Consider the following 25036-nt stretch of genomic DNA (forward strand, 5'->3'; position numbering starts at 1 on the left):
GCGAGGTTCGCGGGCCGACGGCTCGCAGTGAGCCCCCGGATGCGAGCTTCTCTCCGCCACCTCACAAGGGAGTCTGCGATGCCGGCCCTCGGAACGACGACGCCGGTGACCGGTGCGCCCTGCTGGGTGAGTCTGGTGACGCCCGACCCTCGCGCGGCCCGGTCGTTCTACGCCCAGGTGATGGGGTGGGAGTTCCTCGACAGTTCCCTCGGAACGGATTTCTCGGTCGCCGTGGCGGGCGGTGAACCCGTCGCGGGGATGGGGTACTGCCACGGCCGGGGGCTCCCCGCCCGCTGGACGCCGTACTTCGCCGTCGCCGACGCCGACGAGACCGCCGACCGGATCAGGGAGCGGGGGGCCACGCTCGCCGTCGGGCCCGCACGGCTGGGCGGCGGCCGTGCCGCGCTCGCGGCGGACCGCGACGGAGCCGCTTTCGGTTTCTGGGAGGGGCCGGCTCTGGCCTGGACGGTGGGGCGGGGCAGCGCGCCCGCACGGCTGGACCTCATGACGCGCCATGCGTTCGAGGCGGCCATCTTCTACGCCGAGGTCTTCGACTGGGCGAAGCCGGGCAGCGGCGGCTGCACGGTGGACTACGCCCAGGACCATGTGGTCATCCAGGTGGCCGGGCACACCGTCGCCACGCTTAGGGGCGGCGGCATGGAATCGGCCCCGGACCCGAGGATGCGGCCGCGCTGGGTGGTGGACTTCCGCGTGGCGGACAGCCGTGCGGCCGCGGCGGCGGCCGACGCGGCGGACGGCGAATCCACCCCGGCCCTTCCCCCGCTCGGCTGCTCGAAGGACGCCTACATCATCCGTGATCCCGGTGGCGCGCTGTTCACCGTGTCCGGCCCCGGCGCGGAGTGACGCCGGGGACCGGCTGAGCCACGTGGTTCCGCGGGCCGCCTCGTATCAGTGGCTGGTCAGTTCTCCGGTGAGCTTGCCGTGCAGATCGGCGCTGGGGGCGTTGAGGCCGATGATCTCGACGGTCTTGCCGCGCTGGGCGTACTTGGTCTGGACGGCGTCGAGGGCGGCCACGGAGGAGGCGTCCCAGATGTGGGCGGCCGACAGGTCGATGACGATCCTGTCGGGGTCTCCGGCGTAGTCGAACCGGCCGGCGAGGTCGTTGGAGGAAGCGAAGAACAGCTCGCCGCTCACGGAGTACACGACGCCGCTGCCGTCCGGGTCGGTGACCGCCGTGACGTCGGCGAGGCGGGCGACGCGCTTGGCGAAGACGACCATCGCGGTGACGGAACCGACGACGACACCGATGGCGAGGTTGTGGGTCGCGACCACCACCCCCACGGTGATGACCATGACGGCGATCTCGCCCGCGGGCATCCGCCGCAGGGTCTTCGGCGCGATGGAGTGCCAGTCGAAGGTCGCGAAGGACACCATGACCATGACGGCGACCAGGGCGGCCATGGGGATGTCGGACACCACCGGGCCGAAGACGATGCACAGCACCATGAGGAACGAGCCGGCGAGGAAGGTGGACAGCCGGGTCCTGGCGCCGGAGACCTTCACGTTGATCATCGTCTGTCCGATCATCGCGCAGCCGCCCATGCCGCCGAAGAAGCCGGTGACGATGTTGGCGATGCCCTGCCCGATGGACTCACGGGTCTTGGAGGAATGCGTGTCGGTGATCTCGTCGACGAGCTTCGCCGTCATCAGCGACTCCATCAGCCCGACCAGCGCCATCGCGAAGGCGTAGGGGGCGATCGTCGTCAGGGTGTCGAGGGTGAAGGGGACGTCGGGCAGGCCCGGCGCCGGCAGCGAGGACGGCAGGTCCCCCTTGTCCCCCACGGTCGGCACGGCGATCCCCGCCGCGACCGTGATGACGGTGAGGATGACGATGGAGACCAGCGGGGCGGGGATCACCTTCGTGGCCCTGGGGAAGAACACCATCAGCGCGAGACCGCCGGCGATCAGCGGGTACACGGCCCAGGGCACGTCGTGCATCTCCGGCACCTGCGCCACGAAGATCAGGATGGCCAGCGCGTTGACGAAGCCGACCATCACCGAGCGCGGCACGAACCGCATGAGCTTCGCCACGCCCAGGGCGCCGAGCGCGACCTGGAAGATCCCGGCCAGGATCACGGCGGCGATCAGGTAGCCGAGTCCGTGTTCCCGGTTCAGTGGTGCGATCACGAGGGCGACGGCGCCCGTGGCGGCGGAGATCATGGCCCGGCGGCCGCCGACGACCGAGATGACCACGGCCATGGTGAACGAGGCGAACAGACCGATCGCCGGGTCGACGCCCGCGATGATCGAGAACGAGATGGCCTCGGGGATCAGCGCGAGCCCGACGACCAGGCCGGCCAGCACCTCCGTACGCCAGACCTTCGGGTCGGACAGCCAGTCGGGCTTCAGGCCGCGCAGAACAGCGGCGGGCGTGATGACGGAAGAGGACAAGGAGGCGGGTACCTGTCGTGCTCGGGCCGACCCCGCCGACAGGCCGGGGGCGTACGGGAAAGGAACGAAAAGAAGGGGCCGGGCCGGCACCTCGGGGGCGGGCCGGAGGCCGGCGGGAAGGACGAAGCCCGGGCCACGCGCAGGCTGGCCCCGCGCGCTTCCCCTGCGGAGGGCGGAAGGTCACGGCGGGCAGGCGGCGCGCCCTTCCCCGGGCTTGCGCACGCTCACTCCTGCGGGAATCGGGTCTTCGCCGGGGGCGTCATCGGTCCCGGGACGGATGGGAGCGGGGCGGCCGGGCCGCCTTCGCCGCCCGCAACTCTACCGGTTCGCGCGGGCACGGTGCCCGCTCCCCGTGCGGAGGCTCAGAGGTCCGGCGGGTAGATCAGGTGCCCGTGCCGGAGCCTGGCGTTCTCGTTCAGCACCGCCGGCTTCGCCGTCGTGGGAGACATGATGTGCACGACCTCCACCCCCCGGACGATCAGTGCGTCCGTGATCAGTCTGCGGTGGCAGCGCCACGGGACGGCCTCGCTGCACATGATCGCCGGCCGTTCGTGTACGGCCATGCCGAGCAACTCGCTCAGCCCCCGCTCGAAGTCCTCGCTCGCCATGTAGTCGGCGTAGTCCCGGAAGGCCTTGACCCGCCATGCCCCGTTCTCGCTCGGCACCCCCTTGGGCGTATGCCGTCGGCCACCCAGCTCACGCATCCACCGGTAGCCGATGCCGGGAGGGAGGGCGTCGATGATCTCCTGCTGGTTCCACTGGGGGAACTTTCTCGACGAGGGAAAGGACCGGACGTCGGCCAGGCAGGTGATCTCGTTGTTCCTCAGCAGCTCCAGCATCTCGTCGAAGGTGCGCGTCGAATGCCCCACCGTGCAGATGCGGTTCGTCATGATGCCGCCCCGTCCGTCGGTCCGCCCGCCTGCCGGTCCGCTGCTCGCCGGCGCACTCGCGAGGCGGGGCGGGTACGGCACGGCAGGCCGCGAGCGCGGCGGTCGGATGTCGTCTCATCGTCGATCCTGGGCAGGCGGGGACGCAACCGCCACCCATGTCGCCGATCGGGGTTGATCATGTCCGACAGCCAGGACTATCCGGTGTCCGCCGCCGCCGGAGCCGGTACGCCGGCCGAACTGGACGCGCGACTGGTGTCCTGCCGTGCCTGCCCGCGTCTGGTCGCCTGGCGCGAGGAGACCGCCCGCACCAAACGCGCCGCCTTCCGCGACTGGGAGTACTGGGGACGCCCGGTGCCCGGGTTCGGTCCGGCGGACGCTCCGCTGGTGATCTCGGGGCTGGCGCCCGCCGCGCACGGTGCCAACCGGACCGGCCGGATGTTCACCGGGGATCAGGCCGGCGATCTGCTGTTCGCGACGCTCCACGAGCTCGGTCTGGCCTCCCGGGCCACGGCGACGCACCGGGGCGACGGCCTGGAACTGCACGGGGTCCGGGTCACCGCGCCGGTGCACTGCGCGCCGCCCGCCAATCTCCCCACGACCGGTGAGCGCGACACCTGCCGCCCCTGGCTGGCCCGGGAGCTGCAACTGCTGCGGCCGACGGCACGCGCCGTGGTCGTGCTGGGCGGCTTCGGCTGGCAGGCCGTCATGCCGGCGCTGCGGCAGGCGGGGTGGGACCTGCCGCGTCCGCGTCCGGCGTTCGGCCACGGCGTACGGACGGCGCTGACGCACACGGACGGCGCCACCGCCCCGCTGACGCTCTTCGGCTGCTACCACGTGAGCCGGCGCAACGTGCAGACCCGCCGCCTCACGCCGGGCATGCTGCGCGAGGTGCTCGCCGAGGCCGCCCACACGGCCGGACTCCCCTTCGTACGCCCGGAAGCCGGGTGACCCGGCCGGCATGACCGGCCCGGCGGAACGCCGGGCACGCCGCACCCCCCGCAGCTCCCGTGGGCGAGCGCCCCGCGTGTGCGCAGGCGTCGCCTCCTCTCGGCGCGGCGTGACGCCGGGCCGCCGCGGCCCCGCACCACGTGCGGGCGAGCGCCACCGCGTGTGCGGCGGCCTCGCCAGGGCACCTGACCGATATTGGATGCACCGCTGGAGGCCGCGGTCGCGCAGTGCGCACCCGCCGCCCGGACGAGGAAAGAGGCGCTGCTGTGACAACCCCCACCGCATCGGAGGAGCCCGGCGGAGACAAGGCGGTCGGCCCCGGTGGCGGGGGCGGCGGCCGAGGCCGGCCCAGCGGTCGGCAGGCCGAGGCCGCGGCACCGGGTGATTCCGGGGTCGGTGTCGTCACGACGGCCGTACCGGCCCGGCTGGACCGGCTGCCCTGGTCGCGCTGGCACTGGATGATCGTCATCGGCCTCGGCACGGTGTGGATCCTCGACGGCCTGGAAGTGACGACGGTCGGCAACATCGCGAGCCGGCTGTCGGAGGAGGGTTCCGGGCTGGCCATCACGTCCGCCCAGGTCACTGGCATGGCCGCCGCCCTCTATGTGGCCGGGGCCTGCGCGGGTGCCCTGTTCTTCGGCTGGCTCACCGACCGGTACGGCCGCAAGAAGCTGTTCATGGTCACGCTCGCGGTCTATCTCGCCGCGACCGCGATGACCGCCCTGTCCTTCAGCGCCTGGTGGTTCTTCCTCTTCCGCTTCCTCACCGGCTTCGGCATCGGCGGGGAGTACGCGGCCATCAACTCCGCGATCGACGAGCTGATCCCCTCGAAGTACCGGGGCCGGGTCGACCTCATCATCAACGGAAGCTACTGGCTGGGCGCGGTCGGCGGGGCGCTGCTGTCGATCGTCATGCTGAACACGGACTACTTCCCGAAGGACCTGGGCTGGCGGCTCACCTTCGCCCTCGGCGTCGTGCTGGGCCTCGTGATCCTGCTCGTACGACGCCATGTGCCGGAGAGCCCGCGGTGGCAGTTCATCCATGGGCACGGTGAGGAGGCCGACCGGCTCGTCGGCTCCGTGGAGCGGGAGATCGAGGAGGAGAAGCACGAGAAGCTGCCGCCCCCGGCCGGCGAGATCACGATCCACGAGCGCAAGAGCATCGGTTTCGGTCTCATCGCGAAGACGGTCTTTCACAGCTACCCCAAGCGCGCGGTGCTCGGGCTGTCCCTCTTCATCGGGCAGGCGTTCCTCTACAACGCGATCACCTTCGGTTTCGGATCGATCCTCACCACGTTCTTCGACGTCGAGAGCGGCCACACCGGCTACTACTTCGCGGTGATCGCGGCCGGCAACTTCGTCGGCCCGCTGGTGCTGGGCAAGCTGTTCGACACGATCGGGCGACGCGTCATGATCGCCGCCACGTACATCGTGCCGGGCATCCTGCTCTTCATCACGGCCTGGCTCTTCGACCGGGGCTCGCTCACCGCCAACACCCTCACCGCCTGCTGGTGCGTGGTGCTGTTCTTCGCCTCCGCCGGAGCGAGCAGCGCGTATCTGACCGTCTCCGAGGTCTTCCCGATGGAGACCAGGGCCATGGCCATCGCGTTCTTCTACGCGATCGGTACGGCGGTCGGCGGTATCAGCGGCCCCCTCATCTTCGCCGATCTCACGGCGTCGGGTGTCCCGGGTGATACGGCCCTCGCGTTCTGCATCGGTGCGGGGCTGATGTGCGCGGCGGGCGTCGTGGCGGCTTTCCTCGCGGTCAACGCCGAGCAGCGGTCCCTGGAGGACATCGCGCGGCCGCTCTCCCAGACGGAGGACGCCGTCGGCTCCGCGTCCCGTTGACGCGGCGGACCCCGTGTCCGACCGGAGCGCCGCCGGGGACGTGCGGGGTGTGGGGCGGGAGCCGCCGCACACCCCGCACGCCCCCGCTCAGGTGCCGGATGCCCGCACGGCCAAGGGGGCGTATGGTCCGCTTATGGGCGATTGTCGGTGTGCCCGGTGTCCGGCAGCCCTGCCCAAGCACCTGGGGCACGGCGCACTCTTCCGTTTCCCTGAACACGGCCGGCGGGCACGGGTGGACAGCTGATGGAAACCGCGATGGCGGCCGTGGTCCGCGAAGCAGGTGCGTTCGGCGGGCTGCTGTACGTCCTGGCCCCCGACGACGACAACGCGCTGTGGCTCGCCATGGCGGCCGGTGTGCCGCAGTCCATCGCCGCTCCGTGGAGGCGGGTGGCGGCGAGCGACGCGATGCCGGTGGCCGACGCGGTGCGCGAGGGGCAGCTGATCTGGGTCGCCGGTCAGGAGGAGATGGCGCGCCGCTATCCCCGGCCCGCACTCGTGCTGCCGTACGACTTCTCCCTGGCAGCCGCCCCGGTCGCCTCCGGAGCCGAGGTCCGGGGCGGCTTGGTCCTGCTGTATCCGGGGACGCGTTCCCCGGATCTGACTCCCGCCGCGCGCGCCGCCATCGATGCGGGCTGCCGGCGCCTGGGGGATGTCCTGCGGGAGGCGGAGGACCGCGGGGAGCCGTTGCGAGCCGCCGACCGCCCCCGGACGCTGCGCCCGCCGGCCGGACCCGCCCCCTCCCCCGGGGAGGCGTCGGAGCTGTCCGCGTTCGTCGACCGGCTGCCGGGCGGCTCCTGCGCCCTGGACATGCACGGGCGCATCACGTTCATCACCCCGTCCGCCGCCGCACTCCTGGGGGCCGATGCGGCCACCCTCCTGGGCACTCTGCCCTGGGAGGCACTGCCGTGGATGGACGTCCCCCAGGTCGAGGACCGCTACCGGGCCGCCCTGGTGAGCCGCGGGTCCCAGTCGTTCACGATCCTGCGCCCGCCGGACGTGTGGCTGGCTTTCGAGCTGTACCCCGACCCTTCCGGGATCAGCGTCCGCATCACGCACATCGACCCGTCCGAAGGGGCCCGCTCCTCGGCGGAGGTGCCGGCGGCGGGCCCCAGCCGAGCCACCGTGCTCTATCACCTGATGCATCTCGCCGGCACCCTGACCGAGGCCGTCGGTGTGCAGGACGTGGTCGAGCAGACCGCCGACCAGCTGCTTCCCGCTCTCGACGCCCAGGCCATGGTGCTCATGACCGCCGAGAACGGCCGTCTGAAGATCGTCGGGCAGCGGGGGTACAGCGCTGAGATCGTGGACAGCTTCGACGGCGTCCCCCTGAGCTCCCAGATCCCCGGCAGCGAGGTGCTGACCACGGGAGTCCCGGGCTTTTACACGGCCTTCGCGGAGCTGAAGCGTGCCTACCCGTCGGTCCAGCACCAGGACGGGATGGCGTCCTGGGCCGTTCTGCCGCTGATCGCCTCCGGCCGCCCCATCGGCTCCCTCCTCCTCTCCTACAAGCGGACCAGGACTTTCCCGCCCGGTGAACGCGCTGTTCTCACCTCCTTGGCCGGCCTCGTCGGGCAGGCCCTGGACCGCGCCCGCCTGTACGACTCCAAGCACCACCTCGCCCACCGCCTCCAGGCCGCCCTGCTGCCGCACACGCTCCCCCGCATTCCGGGCCTGAGGGTCGCGGCCCGCTATCTGCCGGCCGCTCAGGGCCTGGGCGTCGGCGGCGACTTCTACGACCTCATCCGTCTCGACGAACGCACGGCCGGCGCCACCATCGGCGATGTGCAGGGCCACAATGTGGACGCCGCCGCCCTCATGGGTCAGGTGCGGACCGCGGTCCACGCCCACGCCACCGTCGGCGCCTCCCCCGACGACGTCCTGGCCGGCACCAATCGCCTGCTCACCGACCTCGACCCCGACCTGTTCACCAGCTGTGTCTACGTCCACCTCGACCTCGCCCACCACCGGGGGTGCCTGGCGACGGCCGGCCACCCGCCGCCCCTGCTGCGCCATGCCGACGGCCGCACCGAACTTCTGAGTGTCACACCCGGCCTCCTGCTCGGCATCGATCCGGACCAGCGGTACGCGGCGCAGGAATTCCTGCTGCCGCCCGGCTGCGTACTGGCTCTCTACACCGACGGGCTCGTCGAGGCTCCGGGGGTCGACATCGAGGACGCCACCGCGGCCCTCGCCGGACTGATCGAGCACGGGGACCCGAACGACCTCGACGCCATGGCCGACATGCTCGTCCGGCACGCCCCCGCCCCGGGCGACGACATCGCTCTCCTCCTTCTCAGCCCCGGCTGAAGGACGCGGAGCGAGAGCTGCCCCTGTCCTGCCCCTGCCCCTGCCCCTGCCCCTGCCCCTGCCCCTGCCCCTGCCCCTGCCCAGGGTCCCGCCTGCTGTCCGCTGTTGGTGGTCGTTCGGCTGGCTGGACGGCCCAGCAGGCGGCGAGGCTGCGTGCGCGGGAGGAGTTCGCGGATACCCCTGGGGGCGCGAGCCGCAACCGGCCCGCACCACAGAGGCGGAAGGATCTACCTGAGCCTGTCGCCCCGAGGTCCTGGACGAGCTCGGGGCGACAGGATCCGCACGGCGAAGAAGACGGCCCCCACCCGCCCGCACCCCTCCGCACCGGACACTCCGCCGGGCAACAGGATCCTCGGCCCGGGGGCCGGGCTGGTCGACCGCGCCCGCGACCTGCTGTCCGGCCGCGGCAAGAGCTGATACTCACCGCGGCCCGGGTTCACCGGGGGTCGCGCAGGGTGAGGCGGTCGAGCAGCTCGGCATGGTGCAGGCACGCTATCGGCTGTACGAGATCCGGGTGGCGCAGCAGGGGCGACGCGGCGAGATCGTGGGCGCTCGGCGCTGTCAGCCTCCGGAACTCGGCCGTCCCTGCCGAGGCGTGCTCGCACCGGCCGACGGCGTCGACGGCGGCCCTGGCCGCTTCCGGGCTGGTGAGCAGATGGACGGCCCAGCTGGCGACGACCTCGTCCACCCAGGTCCGCCAGGCCCGGTCCTCGATGCCCGCGGCGCCGTCACCGTGCGCCCCGGTGATCCGGTCCAGTCGCGCCGAGCCTCCGGGCCCGGCCATGATCACCAGGGCCGCGTCCATGACGGTCGGGTAGCGCAGCCAAGCCGCGACCGTGACGGCCTGCCTCGCCTGGGCCTCGGCCACCGCAGCCGTGAGCGAGCCTCCTCCCGCCGGGAACGCGCGTGTCAGCCACCACGTCGTGGCGGCGATCAGTGGCGAAAGGTCTTCGGGCATCACGGCATCCAATCGTGCGCGAATCACCGCGCACGATAGCGCCCCACCGGTTGAATGTTGTAGGACTTAGGGCACACCGGCCGCTCGCGCTACGAGGGGGCGGGTACGGGGCGTTCGCGAGCGCCTTGGCGAGGTGCGCCGCGTTGACGGCGAGCGTGTGGCGCCGTGGCGGCGAGGGCGCCGTTCGTGGCGGCGCCCGCTTCGGGGGTCTGCTCCCGGCCCCGGTGGCCGACGCCGTGACGCGCTCCGCCGACCGGCGGCGCGCCGCTGCGGGGCCGGGCCGAGTCCCAGGTCGTCGGGCCCTGGGAAGAGGGCGGCGCCGACCTCGGACTCCACGACGTCCCGGGCGCCCGGTTGCCGCGGCCACGAGCGTGGCACGGCGTTAGGACTCGGGGACTACGGGTACCGATGAGCAGTCGGCGCGCCGGGCGCCGCCGGTGCCGGCCGGGAGGCAGGTATGGAAACGTCGGTCGACCGCATCGCGGAACCGTGGGGCAGCCGTACCCCCTATGCCCGGGGAGAGTCGTGGCCTGCACGGATGGACACCCATCTGGCCGAGGGAGTGGCGCCCGACACGGTCGACCGGTGGGTACGCACCGCCTCCATCCTGCACTCCGACGGTGACGCCATGGACGTCGCGGTCAGGGACGGCCGCATGGTGGGGGTGCGCGGCCGGGTGACGGACCGCGTCAACCGCGGGCGGCTGGGGCCGAAGGACGCGTTCGGCTGGCGGGCCAACGCCGCGTCGGACCGGTTGACCGTTCCGCTGATCCGGCGCGACGGGCACCTGGTCGAAACGGACTGGGACACCGCGATGCGTGCGGTGGTGGACCGGTCGCGCGACCTGCTGGAGGAGCGCGGGCCCGGAGCCATGGGCTTCTACACCTCGGGCCAGTTGTTCCTGGAGGAGTACTACACGCTGGCGGTTCTGGCGCGGGGCGGCATCGGCACGAACCATCTGGACGGCAACACACGGCTGTGCACGTCGACGGCGGCCGAGGCCCTCAAGGAGTCCTTCGGCTGCGACGGTCAGCCCGGCACGTACGACGACATCGACCACGCGGACGTGATCGCGCTGTTCGGTCATAACGTCGCAGAGACACAGCCCGTGCAGTGGATGCGGATTCTCGACCGGCTCGAGGGCGGCGATCCGCCGCGCCTGGTGTGCGTGGATCCACGGCCGACCCTGGTGGCCCGTGCGGCCACCGTTCACCTCGCGCCCCGGATCGGCACCAACGTCGCGCTGCTCAACGCGCTTCTCCACGAGATCATCCGGACCGGCCGGGTCGATCACGGCTACATCGAGGCCCGTACCGTCGGCTTCGAACAGCTGGCGAAGACCGTCGCGGACTGCACCCCCGAGTGGGCGGAGCGCATCTGCGACGTGCCCGCCGCCCGCATCGTGGAGGCCGCCGAACTGCTCGGTACGGCGGACAGGCTCCTGTCCACGGTGCTGCAGGGTGTCTACCAGTCCCACCAGGCCACGGCCGCCGCGGTACAGATCAACAATCTCCATCTGATCCGCGGCATGCTGGGACGGCCCGGCGCCGGGGTCCTGCAGATGAACGGCCAGCCCACCGCGCAGAACACCCGGGAGTGCGGCGCCGACGGCGACCTGCCCGGGTTCCGCAACTGGCAGAACGACCATCACGTGGCGGATCTCGCCGAGGTCTGGAACGTGGAGCCCGCGACGATCCCTCACTTCGCTCCGCCCACCCATGCGATGCAGATCTTCCGGTACGCGGAGCAGGGAACGATCCGCATGCTGTGGATCAGCGGCACCAATCCCGCGGTCTCCCTGCCCGAACTCTCCCGTATCCGCTCCCTCCTGGCCCAGGAGCGGCTGTTCGTGGTGGTGCAGGACCTCTTCCTCACCGAGACCGCGCAGTTCGCGGACGTGGTCCTGCCGGCGGCCACCTGGGGGGAGAAGACCGGCGCCTTCACGAACGCGGACCGGACCGTTCACCTGTCCGAGAAGGCCGTCGAGCCGCCGGGGCAGGCCAGGCCCGACCTCGACATCTTCCTCGACTACGCCCGGCGCATGGACTTCCGGGACAAGGACGGCGGACCGCTGATCTCCTGGCACGACGCCGAATCCGCGTTCGAGGCGTGGAAGCGCTGCAGCGCCGGACGGCCCTGTGACTACACCGGGCTCACCTACGCCGCGCTGCGGGGTGACAGCGGGATCCAGTGGCCGTGCAACGCACAGGCGCCGGAGGGAACGGCGCGGCTGTACGGCGACGGCGTCACGTGGGCGGCACCGGACACGTGCGAGACGTACGGCAAGGACCTCATCACGGGCGCGTCCGTCCCGCCGGAGGAGTACCGCTCCGGGAACCCTGACGGCAAAGCCATGCTCAAGGGGGCGGAATTCCTCCCGCCGCACGAGGAGCCGGACAGCGACTTCCCGTTCCAGCTGACGACCGGACGCACCCTGTACCACTTCCACACCCGCACCAAGACGGGCCGAGTCCCCCAGCTGAACGCCGCGGCACCCGACGTCTGGGTGGAGATCTCCTCCTCCGACGCGGTGGCGCATGCGCTCGACGAAGGCGACCTCGTGGAGGTCACCACCCCGCGCGGCTCCCTCCGGGCACGGCTGCGCGTCACCGGCATCCGCAGGGGGCTGCTGTTCGTGCCGTTCCACTACGGGTACTGGGACACGCCCTCCGGGTGTGGGCCGGACGAGTCGACCGCGCCCCGCGCGGCGAACGAGACGACCGTGACGGACTGGGACCCGGTCTCGAAGCAGCCGCTGTTCAAGACGGCCGCGGCCGCCCTCACCCTGGTCGAGAAGAGGCCGGGGCAGCCCGCCCCGGCTCCCACGACGACCGCGTCGGCACCCTCCCGGCCCGACGGCGTGCCGCCGACCGTCGGGGGCGCCACAGCCCGGGTACGGGAGACGACCTCCCCCGACGGGGACGGGCACACTGCCGCAGGAGGCAACCGGTGAACGGGATCACTTTCACGCTGCGCGCCCTCCACCACGGAGAGCGGCAGCTGGCCAAGGAACTCGTGGTCAGCTCCGAGCGGCACACCACCGAGCACGAGATCGTCCACGTCGCCAAGGACCTGGCCCGGTGGTCGAACGGGCACTGTCTGCGCCTGGCGGAGACCGCGGCCCATTACGACCTGGATCTGGACGGCCCGTCCCCGGTGTCCTCGGCGGGTCCGGTCGCCGAGCTCCGGAAGGGGGCAGCCGAAGCGGCCGGGCACCGGCCCGAGCCGGGTCTCCTCCTCCTGCGGGACCTGCGGGACCTGCACCTCGCGGCCGCGGGCAACTCCCTCTACTGGGAGATGCTCGCGCAGGCCGGCCAGGCCGGGAAGGACACACGTCTCCAGCGGCTGGCCGCATCCTGCCACCCGCAGACCCTGCGGCAGATGCGCTGGGCCAACACCATGATCAAGAACCTGGCTCCTCAGATCCTGACGAGCCTCTGATCCTGACGAGCCTCCGAGGATCCGGTCTTGCGGTACCGGAAGGCCGGCGGATGAAAGGAAACCCCATGACCGCGCACGAGAGCCGCGATCCGCACGCTGACGGCCCCGCCCCGCGTACCGCCGGAGAAGAGGTGGCCGAGGAGGCGGAACGTGCGGCGCGCAAGGTCCGCCCCGGAGACCGGGACGACGGCGAGCCCGGTGCCGGCGACGCGCTGACGCCGAACACCGAGGCGCAGGAATCAGCGGCCGACGACCGCTGATCCCGTACTCGGCCCGGCCGTCGGCGCGGGCCGGGCGACGCCCGGCCCGGGGCCGGGGCGCGGTCAGTCAGAGGACAGCGCTTCGAGCAGATCGCCGACTTCCGGCGCGGGCAGGGAGCGCGCGACGTCGGCCTGGGCGACCATGCCGACCAGGACGTGCCCGTCGATGACGGGCAGCCGCCGCACCTTGTGACTGCTCATCGTGCGCAGGATCTCCTGCGCCTCGTCGTCCGCTCCGATGGTCACGGCCTCGCCCTGCGCCAGCTCACCGGCCGTCGTCCTCGCGGGGTCCTTGTCGGCGGCCAGCACCTTGATCACGATGTCCCGGTCGGTCACCACTCCCTTGAGCCGCTCGTCCTTGCCGCAGACCGGCAGGGCCCCGACCCCGAGGTCCGCCATCTTGTGGGCGGCGGACAGGATGGAATCGTCGACGCCGACGCACTCCGTGCCCGGTGTCATGATCTCTCGCGCGGTGGCCATGGGGCCCACCTCCTGTCTGTTGCTGCTTCTTCCTGTCTCCTGCGAGCCGCTGCTCGCGGTGCTCCCTGGTGGCCTCTACGGCGTCCCTTGCTCCGGGATGCGCCTCACAACGAGTTCTCGCGGGCCGCGCGCGGCCTCGTCCGCCAGGGATGTGTCCACGTACGCGGTGGGCACCGGCCCGCGCTCTCGTCCGAGCCCGCACGAGGCGCGAGTCCCTTGCGCCCTGCCCTCCCCAGGGGCTGTGGTCGCGGTGGGTACCCCGCCTCGCCGGGGTCATGCGGAACCCCGGGCGCGCAACCCTGTGTGTCCCCGCAGCCCCGGTCCGTGCCTCGGCCGGCGCCCCGGCGGTGGCCGCTGTTTGGAAGACCCGCGCAGGGGGACCCGAGGAGGTGGCCGCACCGACGGGCCATGGTGAACCGGCTGCGGGAACCGGGATTCAGGGGTGTTTCCCGCAGCCGGCCCCCGGGCCCGCCGGGCGGAGGTCGAAAGGTGTGGTGGGTACATGAAGACGGACAGGCGACATCGCAACAGGCCCGGGACCCGCGCCGCCGGCGCCCGCCGGCTGGCCGGGGCTTCGGCGTGCGCCGCGGCCGTGGTGCTCGTGGCAGGCGTCGTACGCGGCCGCTCGCACGCCCGCGAGGACCACGCGCCGACGGGCGCGGGGCACCGGGGGGAACGCTGGGAGCACCCCGAGGAGACGGGCGCGAGGCAGGCGGACGACTTCGGGGCGGAGGACGAGCGGCTGCATCCGCACGAGCTGAAGGGTTACGGGAACTTCGGGACCAGGCCCGCGCCCCCGGGGAACGACGACCGGAACGACGGGAACGACACCGGCGGATTCGGCAGCGGCGGCCCCGGCGCCTGACCGCGCTTCGGTCATGACGGCTCACGGCGCGGCGGCCCGAACGCGCCCACGGTCGGCAAGCGGCTTCACGCCTGCCGTCCGGGGAGGCCGGACCACAGGCGAAGGCTCCGCGGGGGTCAGGGGCGACGGCTGTGGGAGATCACGACCACGCTGACACGCGGGGTCCGGTACGGCGTTCACAGGGGCCCTCCGCGCGCTGCCCGGCTCTCCACCAGCCGGATCTGGTCCTCGACCCACCCGGGCAGCTTGCGTCGTTGCCGCAGGGCGGAAGGCAGTCGGACGAGGATCTCGCGCAGGGCCCGGCCGGCGCCCGGGCGCCCGCGGCCCCAGTCGTTCACCAGTCCGGCCGTCGCACGGAGTGCCACGGGCAGTGGCCGGCGGAGCCACGCGGTGAGCAGGGAGTTGCGCCGGAGGGCGACGGTGCGCCCCGGCCGCTCACCCGGCGCGGGGTCGTGATGGGAGATCAGCGAGGGCTCGTACACGACTCCCCAGCCCGCCGCCGTCAGATCGTAGGCGAGGAGGGTCTCCTCGCCGCCGAGGAAGAGCAGCCCCTGGTAGCCGCCCGCTTCCAGGAAGGCGGAGCGGCGCGCGACGACGGCGCAGCCGAGGAAACCGAGCACGGGGGTGCCGGGGACGTCGGTGCGTGGAGGCAGCGGTGAGCCCGCGAGGAGGGCGTTGACCGGGTCCTCGCAACCGCCGGGCTGCACGACGGTGCGAGCGGCCAGGAGGCCGAGGCGGGGGTAGGAGTCGAACAGGGCAGCCGCGGTCTTCAGGGCCCCGGGCTCCCACCACGAGTCGTCGTCGCTGAACGCCACGTAGGGCGTGCGGGCGTGACGTGCCGCCAGGGTCCGGCCGACCGCTCCCGTGTTGTGCCCGGGGGACAGCAGCTGCGCCCCGGACGGATGGTTGCGCACGGCTTCCGCCGTGCCGTCGGTCGAGCCGTTGTCCACCACGAGGAGGGGAGGGCGCTCGGGGAGCGCCTGAAGGCGGTCGAGCGTCCTGATCAGACTCTCGCGCCGGTTATGGGTGATGATCGCGACCGTGGTCCGGACTCCGTCGCCCGACTCGTCCCGTGCGTGCTCACGCATACGCGGTCACTCCCGTGTTTCCGTGGCGATCCAGGGCGGTGAGGGCGCTGTGCGCGACCTGGCGGGCGTCGAGGCGCAGCAGCAGGGGGTCCGGCTCTCCGGCGTGCGGGTCCCCCGGGGGGCCGGGATGCCAGAGCGCGATGTGCCTGCGGTTCTCCGGCGGGCCCCACAACCGCGGCGCCACCGGCCCGAACAAGGTCACGGAGGCCGTGCCGTGGGCGTACGCGAGATGGGCGGGGCCCGTGTCCCCGCTGATGAAGAGCGCGGCGCCGGCGATGAGGGCGGAGAGCTCGTCGAACCCCAGGGTCCCGGCGAAGACGTCGTGCCGCGAGATGCCCGCGGCCGCGGCGACCTTCGCGCACACGTCCTCCTCGCCGGGGCCTCCGGTGACGACGACGCGCCGGCCGGCGTCCCGGAGGGCCGCGGCGACGGCGGCGTACCGGGCGGCCGGCCAGCGGCGGGCCACGGAGTCGGCACCGGGGTGGAGGACGACGGCCCCGGGCGCCGGGGACGGGAGCGGTGGGGGCGCGATGCGTACGTCCGCGGGGTCCGCCGGGATCCCGTACGCCTCCAGGAACCGGCACCAGCGCTGCCGCTCGTGTTCGTCCGCCCGCCAGCGCGGTGGCGCGGGGTGGCCCGGTTCGGGGCGGGCGTACGAAAGCAGCCGGCCGGGGCCGAGGGCGGCCAGCGCGTCGTGGCTCGGGGTTCCGTTGCCGTGGAGGTCGATGGCGATCTCCGGCGGAGCCCCCGGCCAGTGGCTCAGCGAGGGCACCTGGCGGCCGTTGTCCGCCGTCGGGAAGTGCTCGTCGACGGTGCCGGTCGCCCGGACGGCGGGGCCGAGTCCCGTGGGCGCCGCCAGCACGATGTCATGGCCGGGGAATGCGCGCCGCACTCCGCGCAGCGCGGGCACTCCGGCCAGCAGATCGCCCAGCCCCAGGGCCCGCAGGATCAGCACAGTAGGGCGTTCACCGGCGGGCGGAGCCGGTTCCGGACGCGTGCCGGGGTCCACCGGGGTCACCTCCGTCGGGTGGGTCGTGCGGGACCCGCGGGTCCGAGGGCGGCCCGCTCGACCAGCCTGGTGCTGGAGCGGCCGTCGAGGTACGGGAGCAGCACCACCTGCCCGCCCCAGCTCTCCAGGAGGCCGGCCTCGGGAAGGTCGGAGAGCGCGTAGTCGCCGCCCTTGGCCCAGACGTCGGGCCGCAGTTCCGCCAGCAGGCGTTCCGGGGTGTCCTCGTCGAAGACGATCACCGCGTCCACGCAGTCCAGCGCGCTCAGCACCCGGACGCGGTCGGCGGCCGGCACGACGGGGCGCCCTCCGCCCTTGCGGCGCCGGACGGAGGCGTCGGAGTTCACGCAGACGACGAGGCAGTCCCCGACCTTGCGGGCGGCCTGGAGGAGTTCCACGTGTCCCGCGTGCAGCAGGTCGAAGCAGCCGCCCGCCGCGACCACGGTGCCGTTCCTCTCGCGGACGCGTCGCACGACTTCCTGAGCCCCGTCGGCCGGTCCCCTGTCGCCCTCGCCCGCGGCGGGTCCGTGCAGCACGGCGTGCGCCCCTCCGTCGCTGACGAAACGGGCGGCGGCGCCGACCGCGTCCCGTACGGCCACTTCCGGCAGTTCTCCGTCGGCCAGCCGCCCGGCGACCGTGACGGCGAACCTGTCTCCGGCCCCGCAGCAGTCGCCGGCCGCCTTCCAGGGGGCGGGGACGAGCAGCGGGGTGCCGTCTCGCACCAGCATGGCGCCGTCCTCCCCCAGGGTGACCGCCAGGGAGGCGATGTCCCACCTGTCCAGCAGGGTCCGGGCGTCCGCCGCCGCCGTACGCAGCCGATGGCGGCTGTTCCCGCGCGGGGTGGCGCGGGCGGAGGGCCGCGCGTCCTGTTCCGCGAAGTGACGGGCTTCGGACGCCGCCGGCGTGGCCATCCGCGTGCCGGCGACGGGTGGTTCTCCGGCGGGGTGCGGGTCCCAGACGAGGGGGGCGTGGGCCGCCCGCCGGGCCAGGGCGTCGCGCAGGACGCCCGCCACGCCCCGGCCGTAGTCGGCGACCAGGACCGCCCGGGCCCCGGCGACGGCCTCGTCGGCCTCGGCCGTGGTGCTCGCGGCCCGCCCGTCGCCCTCGTCGAGCCGGAGCAGCGGGCGGCCGTCGGCCATGAGCCTGGTCTTGGAGGCCAGTGTCCCGGTCAGGGGGATCTCCACGAGGCGGACGCGGTCCTTGAGCATGTCCCGTACCGCGCGGGAGGACTCGTCGTCGCCGAGTGCGGTCACGAAGGTGATGTCCCTGCCGTCCGCGGCGGCCAGACAGGCCGCCAGGGCCGCCCCGCCGGGCCGGGCCCGGCGCTCGGCGTGGCCCACGACGGGGACGGGCGCGTCGGGCGCCAGGCGCTCGGCCCGGCCGGAGACGTCCAGATCGAGCAGGGCGTCGCCGACGACCAGCAACGGGGTGCGGGGCCTCATGCGAGGTCCTCCTCGGCCGGCCGGCCGTCCGCGGACCGGGGGCGCTCGCTGCGGGCGGCGCGGGCGGCGATCTCGCGGTCGAAGCTCTCGCAGATCATGTGGACGGCGACCAGGTGGAGTTCCTGGACCGTCGCGGCGACCCCGGCCTCCACAGTCAGGGCCTCGTCGCTGGCCGCCGCCAGGGGGTTGGGTGCGGGTCCGGTGAGGGACCACACGGGCATGCCGATCCGCATGGCCTCGGTCGCCGCGCCCAGGAGGTTGGCGCTCGCGCCGCTCGTCGACAGGAGCATCAGCACGTCACCGGCCCGTCCGTGGGCGCACGTCTGCCGGGCGAACACCTCGTGCACCCCGTAGTCGTTGGCGATGGCGGTGGTGGACGAGGTGTCGGCGTGCAGGGCGATGGCCGAGTACGCCGGGCGGTCGTCCCGGTAGCGGCCGACGAGTTCGGCGGTCAGATGCTGGGCCTGGGCGGCGCTTCCGCCGTTGCCCGCCACGAGCAGCCGGCCTCCGTCGGACAGGACGCGGGCCAGGGCCGCGCCCCAGCGCTCCGTCACTCCGGCGGCCCGCCGGAATGCGGGCAGCGCGCGTGCCAGATCGTCACAGTGCTGGCCGGGGGTGATGAGCTTCATCGTGCCACCTCCGTGGGCAGGGGAACCGGTGTGAGCTGGGCGTAGACCCGTGAGACGCCGTCCGTCACTTCGTCCCAGGTGTAGCGGGCGAGTGCGTGGGCGCGGCCGGCTTCGCCGTACCGCGCGCGCCGGGCGGGGTCGTCGAGGAGGGAGCGGATCGTGGCGGCCAGGTCGTGGCCGCCGTCGTCCGCGGGCGGCACCAGGGCTCCGGTGACCCCGTCGACCACGGTGTCCAGCTGGCCGCCGACGGCCGTGGCGACGACCGGTGTTCCGCAGGCCATCGCTTCGATGGGCACGATGCCGAACGGCTCGTAGCGGGGCAGCGACAGCAGGAGGTCGGCGCTGGACATGAGCGCGGGCATCTTCTCCTGCGGTACGCAGCCGAGCATCGTGACCCGCTCGGCCACGCCGTACTCGGAAGCGGTCTTGCGCAGCCGTTCGGCCTCCGGATCGGCGAAGAGCAGGGGGGCGTCGGGGCCTCCGGCGATGAGGAGTTCGGCGTTCGGCACCTCGGCCAGGGCCTTGATCGCCCGGTCGAAGCCCTTACGGGGAACGAGGCGCCCGACGGACAGGAGGCGGCGGGGCCCGCCCGGTGGCCGACCGGGGTCGGGCACCGGCGAGAAGCGGGTGGTGTCGACGCCGCAGGGGACGACGGAGATCCGCTCCTCCGGGACGCCCATCGCGACGAGTTCGACGACCTCGTCGGCGCACGTCGCGATGGTGTGGTCGGCCTCCTGGCCGATGCGGGCCTCGATGCCGACGCGTTCGGGCGGGCTGGTGTCCTCGGGGCCCTGGTAGCGCCTCTTCACCGTGCCGAGCGCGTGGTAGGTCTGCACGACGGGGATGCCCGTGCCGCGGGTGCCGGTCAGTGCGGCGAGGCCGGACATCCAGAAGTGCGCGTGGACGACGTCGGGGCGGGCGAGGCGCCACATCCTGGAGAGGTAGCCGCCGAAGTCCGGCATCCAGACCAGCAGTTCGTCCTTCGGTACGGCGGTCGGCGGTCCCGCGGGCACGTGGACGACCTTCACGCCGAGCGGTGTGCGCACCAGCGTGGGGAGGTCGGGGCTGTCCCGTCGGGTGTAGACGGTGACGTCGTGGCCGCGCCCGGCCAGGCGGGCTGCCAGCTGCGCCACGTAGACGTTCTGCCCGCCGGCGTCCGGGCCGCCCAGCTCGGCGAGAGGGCTCGCGTGTTCGGACACCAGGGCGATCCGGCCGGGGCGCGGCTTGGAGTACGTCATCGCGTGACCTCTTTCATGAGTCGTTCCCAGTCGTCCAGGAACCGCTGGACTCCGTACCTGGCACGGGCGGCGGCGCGGGCCCGCTCCCCGGCCCGTCGGGCGTGGCCGATGTCCGCCAGGAAGTGGCGCAGCGCCTCGTTCAGCACCTCGGGCCGGTTGGAGACCGTCCCCGCGTCCGGTGGCACCGCTTCCCGCACCTCGGTGGTCCCGAGGGCGACCACGGGCATGCCGAGGAACATGGCTTCGAGGAGGGAGAGTCCGAGCGAGGTCCACCGCACCGGGTGGAGGTAGACGCGGCGCTGCGCCATGGCGGGGTGGAGTTCGTTCTGGGGGAGTTCGGCCGTACGGCAGAGTTCCGGCGGCAGCCCCAGCCGGGCGGCCAGTTGCCGCGTGCCCATGCCGAAGACGTCCAGCGGCGCAGCGGCGGCGAAGCCGGGCAGCAGGTCCGTGCCGGTGGTACGGCCGCGGCGCAGGGGTTCGTTGACGACGACGGCGGCCCGGGGCTCGGTCCCCGTCCACAGGTGCCCGGGGTCGATGATGCCGTGCTCGATGACGTCGGTGGGGGCGCGGCCGTTGTCCCACATGAGCCGGTTGAAGTGGGTGACGTGGACGACGGGGATGTCCGAGCGGTCCGCCAGCGGGTGCACCGTGTCGACGGCGGACTCGTGGGGGCTGTTGTGCTCGACGTACACGGCGGGGAGGTCCTGTCCCGGCCGCCGGCCGGTCCAGGCATGGGCGAGCTCGATCTCGTGCGGGCGCTGGAGGACGACGAGATCGATGTCGCTGTCCCGCAGTTCCTCCGGAGTGCGCTCGCGCACGCTCTGCGGCCAGGTCCACGTCCGGGCGCGCCCGAGCCCGTCCGGGCCCCGGTCGGGCGTGACCGGCACGAGGTAGGTGTGCGGGCCCTGGACGAAGGAGGTCAGCCATGAGCCGTGCACGTGCCAGATCAGAATGTTCATGAGCTCTCCTTCAGCAGCTTGTGCACGGCGCTCACCACGTCCTGGGCCGTGACGCCGTTCAGGCAGGGGTGTCCGGGCACCGGGCAGACGCGCGCCCGGCTGTCGGCGCACTCCGCGGTCTGGTCGCCGAGCAGCACCGTGGGCACGCCGTACGGGGCCCACCGCCCGGCGGGCACGACCGGCGCGAAGAGGGAGACGACAGGGGTCCCGACCGCCGCGGCCAGATGGGCGGGGCCGGTGTTCGCGCAGACGAGCGCGTCGGCGCCCCGGAGCACGCCGGACAGTTTCCGGGGGCTGGTACGGCCTCCGAGGTCGACCGCGACGTCGCCGCTGACCAGCCGCGTCAGCTCCCTCTCTCCGGGCCCTCCGGTCACGACGACCCGGTGTCCCTCGTCGGCCAGCAGCCGGACCGCTTCGGCGTGCCGTTCGGCATCCCAGGACCGTGCCGCGGCGCTCGCACCGGGATGGACGACGACATAGGGGCCGTTGCCCGTCAGCGCGGCGGTGTCGGGCGGCGGAAGGACGCGCAGCCGGCCGTCGTCCCCCGGCGGCGGCGGGAATCCCAGGGCCGCGGCCACGTCGAGTGCCGCCTCCGCCTCGTGCCGGCCGGGAAGTCTGTGGTGCCGGACGTCGAGCAGGTGTCCGGCGTGGTCGGTGCTGTCGGCGCCGATGCTCCGGACCCCGGCCATGCGCAGCAGCAGCGCCATAGGCAGCGGGCTCTGGTGGAAGGAGGTCAGCACGAGCGCGGCCTCGTAGGCCCGGGCCCGCAGCGAGTCGACGAGAGCCGGGATGTCCGCCTCCTCGACGGGCGGTGGGTGGGTGCCCTCCCAGGGCGCCTGCCAGACGATCACGTCGTCCACGCCGGGGAGCATGCGGGCCGCGGGCTCGCCCAGGGGCCCGCAGAGCATGGTGAGCCGGGAGGCGCGCCCCGCCGCGGCCCGGACGGCGGGGCCGGCGAGCAGCACGTCGCCGAAGCTGTCGAGTCGTACGACGAGGACGTTCATGCCGGCCCCCCGTCGGTCGCGCAGGGGACGGAGTCCCGGCAGGGCCGGGCCAGGAGGCGGCGCACGGCGGACAGGACGTCGGGGGCGGGCTCCGCCTCCGCGGCCGTTTCGCCCGGCAGGGTCGCCGCGTTGGGGACGAGGATGCCCTCGGCGCCGGCCGCCCGGGCGGCGAGCACGTCGGCCGCGATGTCACCGATCACCACGCAGTCGGCCGGGCGCACCCCGAGCAGCCGGGCCGCTTCCCGCACCAGTCCGGGGCGCGGCTTGCGGCAGGGGCATCCGCTGTCGGGGTGGTGCGGGCAGTAGAGCCAGACATCGAACGGGCCGACCGTCTCGTCGACGCGCGCGTTGACCCGGCGCACGTCCTCGTGGGTGAGCAGGCCGCGTCCGATCCCGGACTGGTTGCTGACGACGCCGGTCCGCAGACCGGCCTCGCGTACGAGCCGTACGGCTTCGGCGGCTCCGGGTATCGCGAGGACCCGGCGGGGGTCGGCGTTGTAGGGCACGTCGTGCACCAGGGTTCCGTCCCGGTCGAACAGGACGGCGGCCGGGCGGACGGCCGGAATGGGGATCGCGGGCTCTGCGGTTTCGTCGCGGCGTTCCGTCATGCGCGGTCCCCCCAGGGCGCGGCGCCTCGGTGCCGTACCCGGCCCACAGCCCAGTGGCGGACTGCGAGAGGCGGGATGACGACACTCGTGCCGATCATGGTCGCGACCTCGGGTGCGGTCCTGGGTCCGGGGGCGATCCGGGCCCAGGCGAATTCCGCGGTGCCCAGGGCCCACAGCCCCGCGGCCACGGCAGCGCCCCGGCGGCGGCCGGCCAGCGCCAGCGCAGCCGCCGCGAGGGCGGCGGCGGTGACGGCGAGGTGGCGCGGCAGCCTGCCCCGGGGAGCCGCGGCCCGGGTCCACCAGTCGGCGCCGTGGAGGTGGTGCATCAGCGCGTCGTCGGCGTTTCCCCGTTGCGCGCGCACGGAGACCATGCGGTCGGCGGGCCGCACGGGGTGCAGCGTGGAGCGGCCGCCCCTGGCGAGCTTCCAGCCCGCGTCCATCATGCGCAGGGCCAGGTCGGCGTCCTCGCGGAACGCGCGGCGGAACCGTTCGTCGAAGCCGCCCGCCGTCATCAGCGCCTGGGTGCGGTACGCCATGTCCGCGGTGGCCCAGGCGGCTTCCTGGAGGCCCGCCGTGCAGCGTTCCCAGTCGGTGGGTTCGCGGTCGGCGGGCAGCGGGACGGTCAGCCGGCCCTGCACTCCCACGGTCATCGGGCCGGCGGCCGTCAGGTCGTCGGCGAGCCGGCTGCCCCAGTCGGCTTCCACCCGTACGTCGTCGTCGAGGAAGACGACCCAGGGAGTGGTCACTTCCCGCAGGCCGGCGTTCCGCGCGGCGGCCGGTCCCCGGCCGCCGGTGGTGAGGAGGCGGAGACGGTCGGTCAGCGGGCCCGCGCCACGGGTGTCGAGGGGGCCGTCGGCGGCCGGGCGGTCGTCGACGAGGAACACCTCGTACGGGCCGGGGCCCGACGCCGCGGCCAGCGCTTGCAGGCAGTCGGCCAGGCAGCGGCGGCCGATGGTCGGAATGACCACCGAGTACGAGAGGTCGGGCCGCTCCGGGTGCAGTGCGTCGTCCGCCGTCATGAGAACGCCTTCGCCCGGCGGACGAGGAAGGGGCCGATGGCCAGCAGGTCGACGGGCGCCGATCCGAAGCACTCCAGCGCCTCGCGGGGATGGTCGACCATGGGCCGGCCCGCCGTGTTCAGGCTGGTGTTCACCACGACCGGGAGACCCGTCCGCTGTTCGAACGCGGTGAGCATCCGGGCGACAAGCGGCTCGGCCGTACGGTCCACGGTCTGGATCCGCGCCGTGCCGTCGACGTGGACGACAGCGGGGATGCGGGACTTCCACTCCTCGGCCACCTCGTGGACGAAGAGCATGTAGGGACTGGGCAACGGCCCGTCGAAGAGTTCCGCCGCCCGGTCGGCCAGGACCATCGGGGCGACCGGCCGGAACTCCTCCCGCCCCTTCACCGCGTTCAGCCGCTCCAGGTTCTCGGCTCGGCCCGGGTGGGCGAGCAGGGACCTGTGGCCGAGTGCGCGGGGGCCGAACTCGCTCCGGCCCTGGAACCACGCGACGATTCCGTCCTGGGCCAGTTCCTCGGCCACGGCCGCGGCCACGTCCTCGGGTTCCTCGTAGGGCAGCGCGGCCGTCTCCAGGATCCGCCGCAGCTCTTCGTCGCTCCAGCCCCTGCCGAGCGCCGCGGTGGCCATCGGCCGTACCGGGCCCTGCTCCGCCGCGACGTGCAGGGCCGCGCCGAGGGCGGTTCCGGCGTCACCGGCGGCCGGCTGGACCCAGACCTGGTCGAAGGGCCCTTCGCGGTGCAGACGCGCGTTGGCGACGCAGTTCAGGGCCACTCCCCCGGCGAACGCCAGGCCGGTGGCTCCGGTGCGCTCGTGGAGCCACCGGCCCAGGTCGACAACGGTGTCCTCCAGGCAGCGCTGGGCACTGGCCGCGAGGTCGGCGTGCTCCTGGGAGTAGGGGTCGCCGGGGTTCCTGCGCGGCGCGAAGTCGCTCCAGCGGACGTCACTGGCACGGAAGCCTCCGTCGCCGCGTCCGTGGACCCGTTCGCCGATCCGGTCGGCGAAGCGCGGCCTGCCGTAGGAGGCGAGCGCCATCACCTTGAACTCGTCGCTGCTGCGCAGGAACCCGAGGTGGTCGGTGAGCTCCTCGTAGAAGAGGCCGAGGGACTCCGGCAGCGGCTGGGCGGACAGGATGTCGAGCCGGCCGTCGGTGTACTTCCCGGCCAGCTGGGAGGAGCACTCTCCGCGGCCGTCGAGCACGAGCACGGCGCAGTCGCCCAGGGGCGCGGCGAGCCCGGCGGACGCGGCGTGCGCCACGTGATGGGCGACGAGGCGCACCTTGTCCGGGTTTAGGCCGGGCAGCGCCTCGGCCAGGAATTCGGGAGCCTTGCGGGCGTAGACCTGCCGCAGCCGGTCCCATGGATCGTCCAGGCCCATCTCCTCGGCCGGCAGCGCCAGTGCGTGGTCGTACGAGTAGGCGACCGCGTCCAGGTCCGCCGGGGTGAGGCCGGCCGTCTCCAGGCACCACCGGGCGGACAGCTCCGGCAGTTCCCAGGCCGAGAAGGGCAGGGGGCGCTTGCCGTGCTTGCGCCTGCTGAAGCGTTCCTCCTCGGCGGCGGCGACGATCTCCCCGTCGATGACGAGGGCGGCCGACGGGTCGTGGAACAGTGCGTTGATGCCGAGCACACGCATGCGC

General features: G+C 73.4%; 22 protein-coding genes and 1 pseudogene. 9 read left to right on the plus strand and 14 right to left on the minus strand.

Annotated features, from left to right (window positions below; genetic code table 11):
* The first annotated feature begins 78 nt into the window (after positions 1–78).
* Positions 79–864, plus strand: a complete 786-nt coding sequence (locus tag E6R60_RS16040) for a VOC family protein (RefSeq protein WP_136327230.1) — start codon at positions 79–81, stop codon at positions 862–864.
* A gap of 45 nt (positions 865–909) precedes the next feature.
* Here the strand turns inward: E6R60_RS16040 and E6R60_RS16045 are convergent, their stop codons facing one another.
* A complete protein-coding gene (locus E6R60_RS16045; protein WP_136327231.1) occupies positions 910–2412 on the minus strand; it encodes a SulP family inorganic anion transporter in 1503 nt (500 codons plus the stop codon).
* 362 nt (positions 2413–2774) lie between these two features.
* Entirely contained in the window at positions 2775–3302 is a 528-nt protein-coding gene (locus E6R60_RS16050) for a DUF488 domain-containing protein (RefSeq protein WP_136327232.1), read from the minus strand.
* Positions 3303–3479: 177 nt separating this feature from the next.
* On the opposite strand from E6R60_RS16050, the gene E6R60_RS16055 reads away from it, so the two are divergent.
* From E6R60_RS16055 to E6R60_RS37445, 4 genes and pseudogenes are all read left to right on the plus strand, one after another.
* Positions 3480–4250 (plus strand): uracil-DNA glycosylase, encoded by a 771-nt coding sequence (locus E6R60_RS16055; RefSeq protein WP_136327233.1) that lies wholly within the window; start codon positions 3480–3482, stop codon positions 4248–4250.
* A gap of 266 nt (positions 4251–4516) precedes the next feature.
* On the plus strand, positions 4517–6097 hold the full coding sequence (locus E6R60_RS16060; RefSeq protein ID WP_168713624.1) for an MFS transporter: 1581 nt from the start codon (positions 4517–4519) through the stop codon (positions 6095–6097).
* A 243-nt stretch (positions 6098–6340) separates the two neighbouring features.
* Positions 6341–8404 (plus strand): SpoIIE family protein phosphatase, encoded by a 2064-nt coding sequence (locus E6R60_RS16065; RefSeq protein WP_136327234.1) that lies wholly within the window; start codon positions 6341–6343, stop codon positions 8402–8404.
* Positions 8405–8671: 267 nt separating this feature from the next.
* Positions 8672–8821 (plus strand): annotated as a pseudogene (locus tag E6R60_RS37445) (hemerythrin domain-containing protein); the annotation flags it as partial.
* A 19-nt stretch (positions 8822–8840) separates the two neighbouring features.
* Here E6R60_RS37445 and E6R60_RS16075 read toward each other — a convergent pair.
* Positions 8841–9362 (minus strand): hypothetical protein, encoded by a 522-nt coding sequence (locus tag E6R60_RS16075; RefSeq protein WP_136327235.1) that lies wholly within the window; start codon positions 9360–9362, stop codon positions 8841–8843.
* 457 nt (positions 9363–9819) lie between these two features.
* Between E6R60_RS16075 and E6R60_RS16080 the strand changes: the two genes are divergently transcribed.
* The 3 genes from E6R60_RS16080 (at position 9820) to E6R60_RS16090 (ending at position 13063) form a co-directional block, all read left to right on the plus strand.
* A complete protein-coding gene (locus tag E6R60_RS16080; protein WP_136327236.1) occupies positions 9820–12315 on the plus strand; it encodes a nitrate reductase in 2496 nt (831 codons plus the stop codon).
* Entirely contained in the window at positions 12312–12803 is a 492-nt protein-coding gene (locus tag E6R60_RS16085; protein WP_136327237.1) for a hypothetical protein, read from the plus strand. Before E6R60_RS16080 ends, E6R60_RS16085 begins: the two co-directional genes overlap by 4 nt.
* A gap of 65 nt (positions 12804–12868) precedes the next feature.
* Positions 12869–13063, plus strand: a complete 195-nt coding sequence (locus E6R60_RS16090) for a hypothetical protein (protein ID WP_136327238.1) — start codon at positions 12869–12871, stop codon at positions 13061–13063.
* A gap of 63 nt (positions 13064–13126) precedes the next feature.
* On the opposite strand, the gene E6R60_RS16095 is transcribed toward E6R60_RS16090, so the two are convergent.
* On the minus strand, positions 13127–13543 hold the full coding sequence (locus E6R60_RS16095; protein WP_136327239.1) for a CBS domain-containing protein: 417 nt from the start codon (positions 13541–13543) through the stop codon (positions 13127–13129).
* A gap of 502 nt (positions 13544–14045) precedes the next feature.
* Here E6R60_RS16095 and E6R60_RS16100 point away from each other — a divergent pair.
* Entirely contained in the window at positions 14046–14408 is a 363-nt protein-coding gene (locus E6R60_RS16100; RefSeq protein ID WP_136327240.1) for a DUF6479 family protein, read from the plus strand.
* Between the two features lie 176 nt (positions 14409–14584).
* Here the strand turns inward: E6R60_RS16100 and E6R60_RS16105 are convergent, their stop codons facing one another.
* From E6R60_RS16105 to E6R60_RS16150, 10 genes are read right to left on the minus strand one after another with little or no spacing between them, the layout of a single operon-like run.
* Positions 14585–15496, minus strand: coding sequence for a glycosyltransferase (locus E6R60_RS16105; protein ID WP_136327241.1), 912 nt, complete (start codon positions 15494–15496; stop codon positions 14585–14587).
* On the minus strand, positions 15489–16505 hold the full coding sequence (locus E6R60_RS16110; protein WP_240802586.1) for a glycosyltransferase family 9 protein: 1017 nt from the start codon (positions 16503–16505) through the stop codon (positions 15489–15491). The genes E6R60_RS16105 and E6R60_RS16110 overlap by 8 nt, the downstream gene beginning before the upstream one ends.
* A 5-nt stretch (positions 16506–16510) precedes the next feature.
* Positions 16511–17944, minus strand: a complete 1434-nt coding sequence (gene rfaE2 / locus E6R60_RS16115) for a D-glycero-beta-D-manno-heptose 1-phosphate adenylyltransferase (protein ID WP_136327242.1) — start codon at positions 17942–17944, stop codon at positions 16511–16513.
* Positions 17941–18573 carry an SIS domain-containing protein gene (locus tag E6R60_RS16120; protein ID WP_136327243.1) on the minus strand — a complete coding sequence of 211 codons (633 nt, stop codon included), beginning with the start codon at positions 18571–18573 and terminating at the stop codon, positions 17941–17943. Before E6R60_RS16120 ends, rfaE2 begins: the two co-directional genes overlap by 4 nt.
* Positions 18570–19811 (minus strand): glycosyltransferase, encoded by a 1242-nt coding sequence (locus E6R60_RS16125; RefSeq protein WP_136327244.1) that lies wholly within the window; start codon positions 19809–19811, stop codon positions 18570–18572. Before E6R60_RS16125 ends, E6R60_RS16120 begins: the two co-directional genes overlap by 4 nt.
* On the minus strand, positions 19808–20770 hold the full coding sequence (locus tag E6R60_RS16130; RefSeq protein ID WP_136327245.1) for a glycosyltransferase: 963 nt from the start codon (positions 20768–20770) through the stop codon (positions 19808–19810). Before E6R60_RS16130 ends, E6R60_RS16125 begins: the two co-directional genes overlap by 4 nt.
* Positions 20767–21774, minus strand: coding sequence for a glycosyltransferase family 9 protein (locus E6R60_RS16135; protein ID WP_136327246.1), 1008 nt, complete (start codon positions 21772–21774; stop codon positions 20767–20769). Before E6R60_RS16135 ends, E6R60_RS16130 begins: the two co-directional genes overlap by 4 nt.
* Positions 21771–22382 carry an HAD-IIIA family hydrolase gene (locus E6R60_RS16140; protein WP_136327247.1) on the minus strand — a complete coding sequence of 204 codons (612 nt, stop codon included), beginning with the start codon at positions 22380–22382 and terminating at the stop codon, positions 21771–21773. The genes E6R60_RS16135 and E6R60_RS16140 overlap by 4 nt, the downstream gene beginning before the upstream one ends.
* The gene (locus E6R60_RS16145; protein ID WP_136327248.1) at positions 22379–23401 is read right to left on the minus strand and encodes a glycosyltransferase; all 1023 of its coding nucleotides are present in this window, start codon (positions 23399–23401) and stop codon (positions 22379–22381) included. The genes E6R60_RS16140 and E6R60_RS16145 overlap by 4 nt, the downstream gene beginning before the upstream one ends.
* Complete coding sequence (locus E6R60_RS16150; RefSeq protein WP_136327249.1) at positions 23398–25032, minus strand: carbamoyltransferase C-terminal domain-containing protein; 1635 nt, start codon at positions 25030–25032, stop codon at positions 23398–23400. The genes E6R60_RS16145 and E6R60_RS16150 overlap by 4 nt, the downstream gene beginning before the upstream one ends.
* Positions 25033–25036 lie beyond the last annotated feature (4 nt).

It is taken from the genome of Streptomyces sp. A0642 (assembly GCF_004795105.1).
GTDB lineage: Bacteria > Actinomycetota > Actinomycetes > Streptomycetales > Streptomycetaceae > Streptomyces.

Excerpts from the sequence above, each read along its gene's own strand:
- E6R60_RS16075 (WP_136327235.1), bottom strand. The coding sequence starts at position 9,362 with ATGCCCGAAGACCTTTCGCCACTGATCGCCGCCACGACGTGGTGGCTG.
- E6R60_RS16125 (WP_136327244.1), bottom strand. The coding sequence starts at position 19,811 with ATGACGTACTCCAAGCCGCGCCCCGGCCGGATCGCCCTGGTGTCCGAA.
- E6R60_RS16130 (WP_136327245.1), bottom strand. The coding sequence starts at position 20,770 with ATGAACATTCTGATCTGGCACGTGCACGGCTCATGGCTGACCTCCTTC.
- E6R60_RS16145 (WP_136327248.1), bottom strand. The coding sequence starts at position 23,401 with ATGACGGCGGACGACGCACTGCACCCGGAGCGGCCCGACCTCTCGTAC.
- E6R60_RS16040 (WP_136327230.1), top strand. The coding sequence starts at position 79 with ATGCCGGCCCTCGGAACGACGACGCCGGTGACCGGTGCGCCCTGCTGG.
- E6R60_RS16135 (WP_136327246.1), bottom strand. The coding sequence starts at position 21,774 with ATGAACGTCCTCGTCGTACGACTCGACAGCTTCGGCGACGTGCTGCTC.
- E6R60_RS16095 (WP_136327239.1), bottom strand. The coding sequence starts at position 13,543 with ATGGCCACCGCGCGAGAGATCATGACACCGGGCACGGAGTGCGTCGGC.
- rfaE2 (WP_136327242.1), bottom strand. The coding sequence starts at position 17,944 with ATGAGGCCCCGCACCCCGTTGCTGGTCGTCGGCGACGCCCTGCTCGAT.
- E6R60_RS16105 (WP_136327241.1), bottom strand. The coding sequence starts at position 15,496 with ATGCGTGAGCACGCACGGGACGAGTCGGGCGACGGAGTCCGGACCACG.
- E6R60_RS16055 (WP_136327233.1), top strand. The coding sequence starts at position 3,480 with ATGTCCGACAGCCAGGACTATCCGGTGTCCGCCGCCGCCGGAGCCGGT.
- E6R60_RS16150 (WP_136327249.1), bottom strand. The coding sequence starts at position 25,032 with ATGCGTGTGCTCGGCATCAACGCACTGTTCCACGACCCGTCGGCCGCC.
- E6R60_RS16140 (WP_136327247.1), bottom strand. The coding sequence starts at position 22,382 with ATGACGGAACGCCGCGACGAAACCGCAGAGCCCGCGATCCCCATTCCG.
- E6R60_RS16080 (WP_136327236.1), top strand. The coding sequence starts at position 9,820 with ATGGAAACGTCGGTCGACCGCATCGCGGAACCGTGGGGCAGCCGTACC.
- E6R60_RS16090 (WP_136327238.1), top strand. The coding sequence starts at position 12,869 with ATGACCGCGCACGAGAGCCGCGATCCGCACGCTGACGGCCCCGCCCCG.
- E6R60_RS16120 (WP_136327243.1), bottom strand. The coding sequence starts at position 18,573 with ATGAAGCTCATCACCCCCGGCCAGCACTGTGACGATCTGGCACGCGCG.
- E6R60_RS16065 (WP_136327234.1), top strand. The coding sequence starts at position 6,341 with ATGGAAACCGCGATGGCGGCCGTGGTCCGCGAAGCAGGTGCGTTCGGC.
- E6R60_RS16100 (WP_136327240.1), top strand. The coding sequence starts at position 14,046 with ATGAAGACGGACAGGCGACATCGCAACAGGCCCGGGACCCGCGCCGCC.
- E6R60_RS16050 (WP_136327232.1), bottom strand. The coding sequence starts at position 3,302 with ATGACGAACCGCATCTGCACGGTGGGGCATTCGACGCGCACCTTCGAC.